At 73.5% G+C, this 6,891-nt stretch carries 5 protein-coding genes; all 5 read right to left on the reverse strand.

The window, feature by feature from the left end; genetic code table 11:
- Positions 1-146: zinc ribbon domain-containing protein (locus CCN42_RS31120; RefSeq protein WP_245877547.1), on the reverse strand; the 146-nt coding region annotated here is incomplete at its 3' end.
- A 3-nt stretch (positions 147-149) separates the two neighbouring features.
- On the reverse strand, positions 150-2,660 hold the full coding sequence (locus CCN42_RS31125; RefSeq protein ID WP_086740627.1) for a serine/threonine-protein kinase: 2,511 nt from the start codon (positions 2,658-2,660) through the stop codon (positions 150-152).
- Positions 2,657-4,012: a hypothetical protein gene (locus tag CCN42_RS31130; protein WP_086740629.1), complete on the reverse strand. Its 1,356-nt coding sequence runs from the start codon at positions 4,010-4,012 to the stop codon at positions 2,657-2,659. The genes CCN42_RS31125 and CCN42_RS31130 overlap by 4 nt, the downstream gene beginning before the upstream one ends.
- Positions 4,013-4,022: 10 nt before the next feature.
- Positions 4,023-5,039 (reverse strand): glutamate ABC transporter substrate-binding protein, encoded by a 1,017-nt coding sequence (locus tag CCN42_RS31135; RefSeq protein ID WP_086740630.1) that lies wholly within the window; start codon positions 5,037-5,039, stop codon positions 4,023-4,025.
- A gap of 44 nt (positions 5,040-5,083) precedes the next feature.
- Entirely contained in the window at positions 5,084-6,487 is a 1,404-nt protein-coding gene (locus tag CCN42_RS31140) for a hypothetical protein (RefSeq protein WP_422641215.1), read from the reverse strand.
- Between the last annotated feature and the right edge of the window lie 404 nt (positions 6,488-6,891).

The raw sequence follows: 6,891 nt of genomic DNA on the forward strand, positions 1-6,891 counted from the left end.
GTGGGGGCGGGGGGCTGCTGCGGGAGGGGCGGTACGGCCGAAAGGTCGTATCCGCACGCTCCGCAGAAACGGTCCCCCTGTTCCAGCGGTTCCGCGCAGTTGGGGCACTGCGTCAGGGCGGCCTGCCGGGGCGGCATCTGCGACATCAACTACACCCACGTCCGGGGGCGGTAACGATTGGCACGTTCCACCAGGTCGATCCTCTCCTCGCCGCCCCGCGCCAGCCGGGCCAGCGTGCGGTACGAACGTTCCAGGCCGAAGCGCAGGCCCCGTTCGTCCAGGCCGCTGCCGAGCAGCGTCCGTCCTCCGGCGGCGGGAGGAACGGAACCCTGGCCCCCGGAGAGTATCCAGTCCAGGGCGCTGCCGAGCACTTCCGTGGCCAACTGCTCGCGCCGCGTCGGGTCGAGACCGTACGCGTCGAGCGCCTCGACCTGGCCTGCGGCGGCGGTCAGATCGTCCAGGAACGGTACGTCGGAGGCGGTGGCCGTGCGCTGCCGCAGCCGGGCGCGGACGGCGGCCACCCGGGCGGCCGTGAAGTGGATGGAGGCCTCCGGGACGGACTCCAGCGTGGTCACGGCGCCCCGCCGGTCGCCCGTGGCGAGCTGGACGCGGGCCAGGCCGAACGCGGCGCTGACACAGCTCGGGTCGGTCGACCACACCAGGCGGTAGTACTCGGCCGCGTTGTCCAGCTGGCCCAGCACCTCCGCGCACAGGCCGAGGGCGAGCTTCGGGGCCGTCTCGCCGGGGAAGGCGTCGTAGATCGCGTCGAAGGAGAGCGCGGCGCCCTCGTGGTCGCCGGTCACCAGCGCGGCCACGCCCCGGTACCAGACCACCCGCCAGTCGTCGGGGCGTTCCTCCTCCAGCGCGGCGAGGACGGTGTGCGCGGTCGCCGTGTCGCCGTTCTCCAGCCAGGCGCGCACCTGCCGCAGCCTGGTCTCCGTCGACTGCGCCGGTACGGCGGTCAGGGCGGCGATCAGCTCGGCCGGCGCGGAGGTCAGCAGGCCCGCGAGGAACCCGGCGTTGGGGTCGCTGGGCTCGGTCCGGGGGATCGGCAGCGCGAGCGCGGCGGAGTCGGTCCGCACCGGCTTGACCAAGGAGGCCGTACCGGCGGGCAGTTGCGCACCGGCGCCCGGTCCGCTTCGCGCGGCCGCCGTCCGGGCTCCCAGCCGTGACACCTCCCCGTCCAGCACGGGGAACAACTCGGAGTCGGTGACCCGCAGTTCCGGCCCGAACAGGGTCGACAGCGCGGGGCGGGCACGCCCGGTCTGGAGGGAGACGACCTCCCGCAGCACGCCCGTCAGCTGGTCCGCCATCTCCTGCGCGGAGGCGAATCTGCGGGCCGGATCGGGGTCGGTGGCGCGGACCAGGAGGCGGTAGAAGGACTCGTACCGCCGGAACACCTCGATGGTGTCGGGGTCGGGCAGGGAGTCGGCGTAGACGTTGGTGTAGCCCTGGAAGTCGAAGGTGAGGACGGCGAGCGTGCGGCCCACCGTGTACAGGTCGGAGGCGACCGACGGGCCGACGTCGGCCACCTCGGGCGCCTGGTAGCCGACCGTGCCGTAGATCGCGGACTCGTCGTCGTCCATGCGGCGCACCGCACCCATGTCGATCAGCTTGAGCTGGTCCTCGGTCTGGATGGCGTTGTCGACCTTGAAGTCGCAGTAGAGGAGGTTGCGGCTGTGCAGGTGGCCGAGGGCCTCCAGCGCCTCGATGCCGTACGCGCAGGCCTGTTCGACCGGCAGCGGGTCCCGGCGGCCGTCGGGGGTGCGGCGGGCGTTGGCGATCTCCTTGAGGGACTTGCCGCCGACGTACTCCATGACGATGTAGCCGTCGAGGGAGCCGGTGCGCTGGTCCAGGTGCTCCACGAAGTTGTAGATCCGCACGATGTTGGCGTGCTCGATCTCCGCGAGGAACCGGCGTTCGGAGATCGCCGCCGCCATCGCGTCCTGGTCGCCGGTGTCGAGCAGGCCCTTGAGCACCACCCAGCGGTCGGAGACCGCGCGGTCCACGGCGAGGTAGATCCAGCCCAGGCCGCCGTGGGCGAGACAGCCCGCCACCTCGTACTGGCCGCGCACGATGTCGCCCGCCCGCAGCTTGGGCACGAACGAGTACGGGTGGCCGCACTTGGTGCAGAACCCCTCCGTGCGGCCGGGGCGGTCGCCGCGCGCCCGGCCCACCGGGGCACCGCAGTCGGCGCGGGAGCAGAACCGCTTGCGCTCCGGCACCTCCGGGTTGGCCAGCACCATCGCGCGCGGGTCCGGCCGCGGCACCTGGGGCACCTGCACCAGGCCCGCGCCGAGCCGCCCCCGCCCGCTGGACGAGGAGGTGGAACCCGAGCTGCGCACCGACACCGAACGGCTGGTGGGCCGGCCCGACACGGATCGCGAGAGGCGGCCCGACACCGAGCGCCGGGACTTCGACGACTGCGACGAGGTACGCGAACTGCCCCGGCTTCCCGTGCGGGCGCTGCCGCTGCCCGCCGAACCGCGGCCGCCGCCCGTCACCCCGGTCGGCGCCGAACCGACCATGCCGGTCGATGACACGACCGGGGCGAGACCGCACATGTCGCAGTACAGCTCGCCGCCGCCGACGTCCTCGTACGCGCCGCCGCAGCCGGGCCGCTGACAGGTGCGCGGTGCCTGACTCGTGACCTGACTCATACCGAAGAATCCCCCCTGTGCGCCGCAGCGTCCCCCCTGCGGTCCTCGGGCCCGCCCTGGCCCGGCACCCGCGGGGCGCCGAGCAGTTCCGCCACCGCCTGCTGGTAGCGGAGCACCGCCTGCTCGGCGACGCGCAGGTCGCAGGGCGCGCTCCACAGCATCCGGCGCGCCGCGTCGTACCGCTCCACCAGCAGCGGGTCCTCCGCCAGGCCGTGCCGGGCCACCTTCGCCCGGTACGCGTCCAGCCGGCCCCGCAGCTCGGCGCGGACCGCGAGCGGCGCGGTGACCGCGGTGAGCGACTCGCGGGCGCGCAGCAGCTCGTCCTCCGCCTTGCGCTCCAGGGACTCCAGAAGCGGGGAGAGACGGTGCCACTGTGCCTGTCTGCGGTACTCGGCGGCCGTCGTCAGCTGCTCCTGGAGCGCGGTCGGCGGGCCGCTGACCACGGGCACCTCGGTCGCCGCGATCTTCGCGAGGACCTCGCCGCGCGCGGTGCGGGCCTCGGCGAGCGTGCGGTCCGCGCGGGACAGCACGTCCCGCAGCCTGATCAGCCGCTGCTCGGCGTCCTGGCGGACGGTGAGCACCGCGTCGATCTCCCGGCGCACCTCCTCCAGGGCGCGCGCCTCCCGGTCGTAGACCGTCGTGTCCGGCTTGCCGCCGCCGGGCGCGGAGCTGCCCTCGGCGGGCTTCCAGAACGCCAGCGGGTCGGACACGACCTGCTCGCGCAGCTTTGTCAGGGTGCGGGTGATGCGCTCCAGGTCGTCACCGGACGGATGTTCACCGGGGCGGACGCCGACGGAGTGGGCGAGGGTGCGGGTGCGCTGGAGTTCGGCGGCGAGTAAATCGATGCGGGCGGGCAGCGCGGACCACACCGCGTCGGCGGCCACCACCATGTCCAGCGAGGCCGCGTACAGCTCGTTCATCCGGTCCACGAGCGCGGCCAGCGAGTAGCGGGTGCTGAGCCGGCCCGCGCCGCCGTGCGGGGAGGGCGCGTGGGTCACGGCGGTCGCCCCGCCGGCGACCGTGACCGCCTCGCCGCGCAGCAGCTCGGTCAGCTCCACCAGGTCCTCGCGGCTGGACCAGCGGCGGCGCGCGCGGATGTCCCGGGCGGTGCGCAGCGCGTCCGTGTAGGCGTCGAAGTACGTCCACAGCAGGGTGATCGACGCCTCGGTGACCGCCCAGCGCTCCTCGGTGACGCCGGTCAGCTCGGCGCCTTCGAGCAGGCGGCGGCCCGCGTGGTCCTGGAGCGCGAGCAGCGAGGTCTCGATCGCCTCGTGCTCGGCGCCGAGCCGCGCCAGCGCACGGTCCACCTCGTCCCTGTCCATGACCGGACCGGAGGTTCCCGTGGCGCCCATGATCACCCCTCTACTTGTAACGCGGCGTCGGCGGGGTCGCCGACTCGGAGTCCCTACCCAGCGTCGGCGACAGCCACTTGTCGTACGACGCCTTCCACCCGCCGTCCTGGCGGTAGTCCGCCAGTATCCGGTTGACCCGGCGTACCAGATCGGTGGCGTCCTTCTTCATCGCCACGCCGTAGTACTCCGTGGTGAAGCGCTTGCCCTTCAGCTCCACCGTGGGGTCCTGCGCGGCCTGGCTGGCGGCGAGCGCGCTGTCCGTCACCACCGCGTCCACCTGGCCGAGTTGCAGCCTGACCAGGCAGTCGAGCTGGTTGGGCACAGTGGTGGAGATGTCCGCGGAGGCGGGCAGGTTCCCCGACGCGCGGTCCGCGGCCAGCTTCTCGTACGCCGTCGAACCCGCCGCCGAGCAGATCCGCTTGCCGGCCAGGGTGTCGTCGTAGCCCTTCACCGGGGAGGAGTTCGGCGCCAGGACCTGCTGGCCGGTGAGGAAGTACGGGGCGGAGAAGGCGACGTCCTTCAGGCGGGCGCAGGTGATGGTCATGGTGCGGACCACCATGTCGACCTGGCCGCTCTGGATCGCAGGCACCCGCTGGTTGGTGGGGATCGCCTTGAAGCGGATGCGGTCCGGGGAGCCGAGCAGCTCCTCGGCGATCCGGCGCGCGAGATCGATGTCGAAGCCTTCCAGCTCGACCGTCTCGGCGGTGCTGTTGGGGTTGCGGTAGCCCCAGCGGAAGCTGTTCTGGTCGACGCCGACGGAGAGATAGCCGCGCTTCTCGACGGCCGCGATCGCCGGGCCCTCGACGGTGGCCGGGGTCAGGCTCTGCGCCTCCGGGTCCTCGCAGGCGTCGGCCTTCGCGAGGGTGCCCTCCGCGCCGCCCCGGCCGCCGGCACCGGTGCTGCCGTCCGGGTGGTCCTGGGTGTGCGGCAGCAGCAGGGCGAAGACCACCGCCAGGGCGCAGACCAGGGACATCGCGCCCACGCCGCCCCAGCCCCGCAGGCCGTCCCGCACCCGTCGTGCGTACATCCTCATGCCCCCTCTCACCGGCACCCCTTCCACCGGTCCCCCTCTCACCGGTACTCCGACAGCCTGCGGCCGATGCCCAGCACCGCGCCCGCCGCGCCCAGCAGGGCGAGCACCGCGGCACCAGCGGCCAGACCGGTCATCGCGTCCCGGCCGTCGCCGGCCGCCCGCGCGAACTCGCGTTCCTCGTGCGCGATGGCGGTCTGGAGGTTGTGGTCGACGCTGTCGAAGCACTCTCCGGTCGGCTCGTCGCTCTTCGTGCCGATGACCTTGTCGAGGGCCGCCTGGTAGTCACCGGCGTCGTCGGCGTCGCGGGCCTGCCGGTGGCGGTCCTGCCAGACGTCCATGTCGCCGGTGGCGGCCCGCACGGGCCGGGCGCCCGCGTCGTCGTCGGCCAGGTCGGCGGCCCGGGCCAGGCCGTCGGCGAGGTCCTTCATCGACGCCTGGTACGCCACGTCGAACTTGTCGGCGAACGTCCCGGGTGCGGTCTCGACGGTCTCGGCGCCGCGGTTGACCAGGGTCAGGTTCTCGTTGCCGCGGGCCTTGAGGGAGGCGATGCGGGCGTCGTGCAGCACGTCGAGCGAGCGGACACCGTGGTCGTAGGAGTCGTTCAGGCCGGCGCGGGCGACGCTGTGGCCGACGACGAGCCAGAGCAGCACGACGGTGGTGGCCGCCGTGGCGGCGACCAGGCCGTGGTTGAGGACCCGGTTCGTGCGGCGGTAGGTGCGGTGCTGGGCCCAGGCGAGGGCGGCGAGGGCGGCGACGCCGAGGGCGATGGCGGCCCACGGGTAGGGGGTCGCGTCGGCGTAGTCGGCGCGCAGGCGGCGGTTCTCCGACGTGTACAGGTCCTCGGCGGCCGGGAGCATCTCCGTCTGCATCTTGTCGTTCGCGTAGCGCAGGTAGGCGCCGCCGAGGGGGTAGCCCTGGCGGTTGTTGGCGCGGGCGCGTTCGATCAGGCCCTTGTACTCGGGGAGGAGCCGGTTGAGCTCGGCGATGGTCCGGGCGGACGGGGAGTCCGGGTCGGAGCTGTTGGCCGCGGTGATCAGCTTGGCGGCGGCGGTGCGGATGTCCTTCTCGTAGCGGTCGCGGTCGGCCTGGGTCTCCTGGCCGCCGGCGAGGAAGCCGCTGGAGGCGGCGGTGTTGGCGTCCGCGAGGGAGCGGTAGATGTCGGCGGCGGCGGAGGTGAGGGGCTGGCTGGTGTGCAGGACGTCGTCGGCGGCGGCGGAGCGGGCCGTGGTCTGCCAGGCGGTGACGGTGCCGAAGGCGACGACGAGGAGGGCGAGGACGGCGCCGATGACGCGCAGCCGGCCCGGTTCCGTGGTGGCGGCCGCGCGGAGCCGGTCCAGGCCTTCGGCGAAGGCGGTGCGGCGCGGGGCCGCCGGCGGTGCCGCCGGCGGTGCCGCGGGTGGTGCCGCGGGTGGTGCCGCGGTGCCGTTCCGCGTGTGTGTCACGCTCACGCTTGACCTCCCCCATGGTCATCTGTCGCCGCAAGTATCGCCGCCCGGGCCGGCATCCGCACCGGGCTTCGCTGGATCTTGATCGGATCGCAGCGTGCGACGTCACACGTCTCCCCGCAGTGAATACGCCGGTGGGGGCGGTTCGGTTCCCCGCGCGGGCGTGCGCGCCCCGCTCCTTGTTCTGAACCCCCGGGCCGCGCGGGGAACCGAACCGCCCCCACCGGCGTATTCACTGCGGGGAGACGTGTGACGTCGCACGCTGCGATCCGATCAAGATCCAGCGAAGCCCGGTGCGGATGCCGGCCCGGGCGGCGATACTTGCGGCGACAGATGACCATGGGGGAGGTCAAGCGTGAGCGTGACACACACGCGGAACGGCACCGCGGCACCACCCGCGG

The sequence above is a fragment of the Streptomyces glaucescens genome (assembly GCF_002154375.1).
Taxonomy (GTDB): domain Bacteria; phylum Actinomycetota; class Actinomycetes; order Streptomycetales; family Streptomycetaceae; genus Streptomyces; species Streptomyces glaucescens.

Excerpts from the sequence above, each read along its gene's own strand:
- CCN42_RS31125 (WP_086740627.1), bottom strand. The coding sequence starts at position 2,660 with ATGAGTCAGGTCACGAGTCAGGCACCGCGCACCTGTCAGCGGCCCGGC.
- CCN42_RS31130 (WP_086740629.1), bottom strand. The coding sequence starts at position 4,012 with ATGGGCGCCACGGGAACCTCCGGTCCGGTCATGGACAGGGACGAGGTG.
- CCN42_RS31135 (WP_086740630.1), bottom strand. The coding sequence starts at position 5,039 with ATGTACGCACGACGGGTGCGGGACGGCCTGCGGGGCTGGGGCGGCGTG.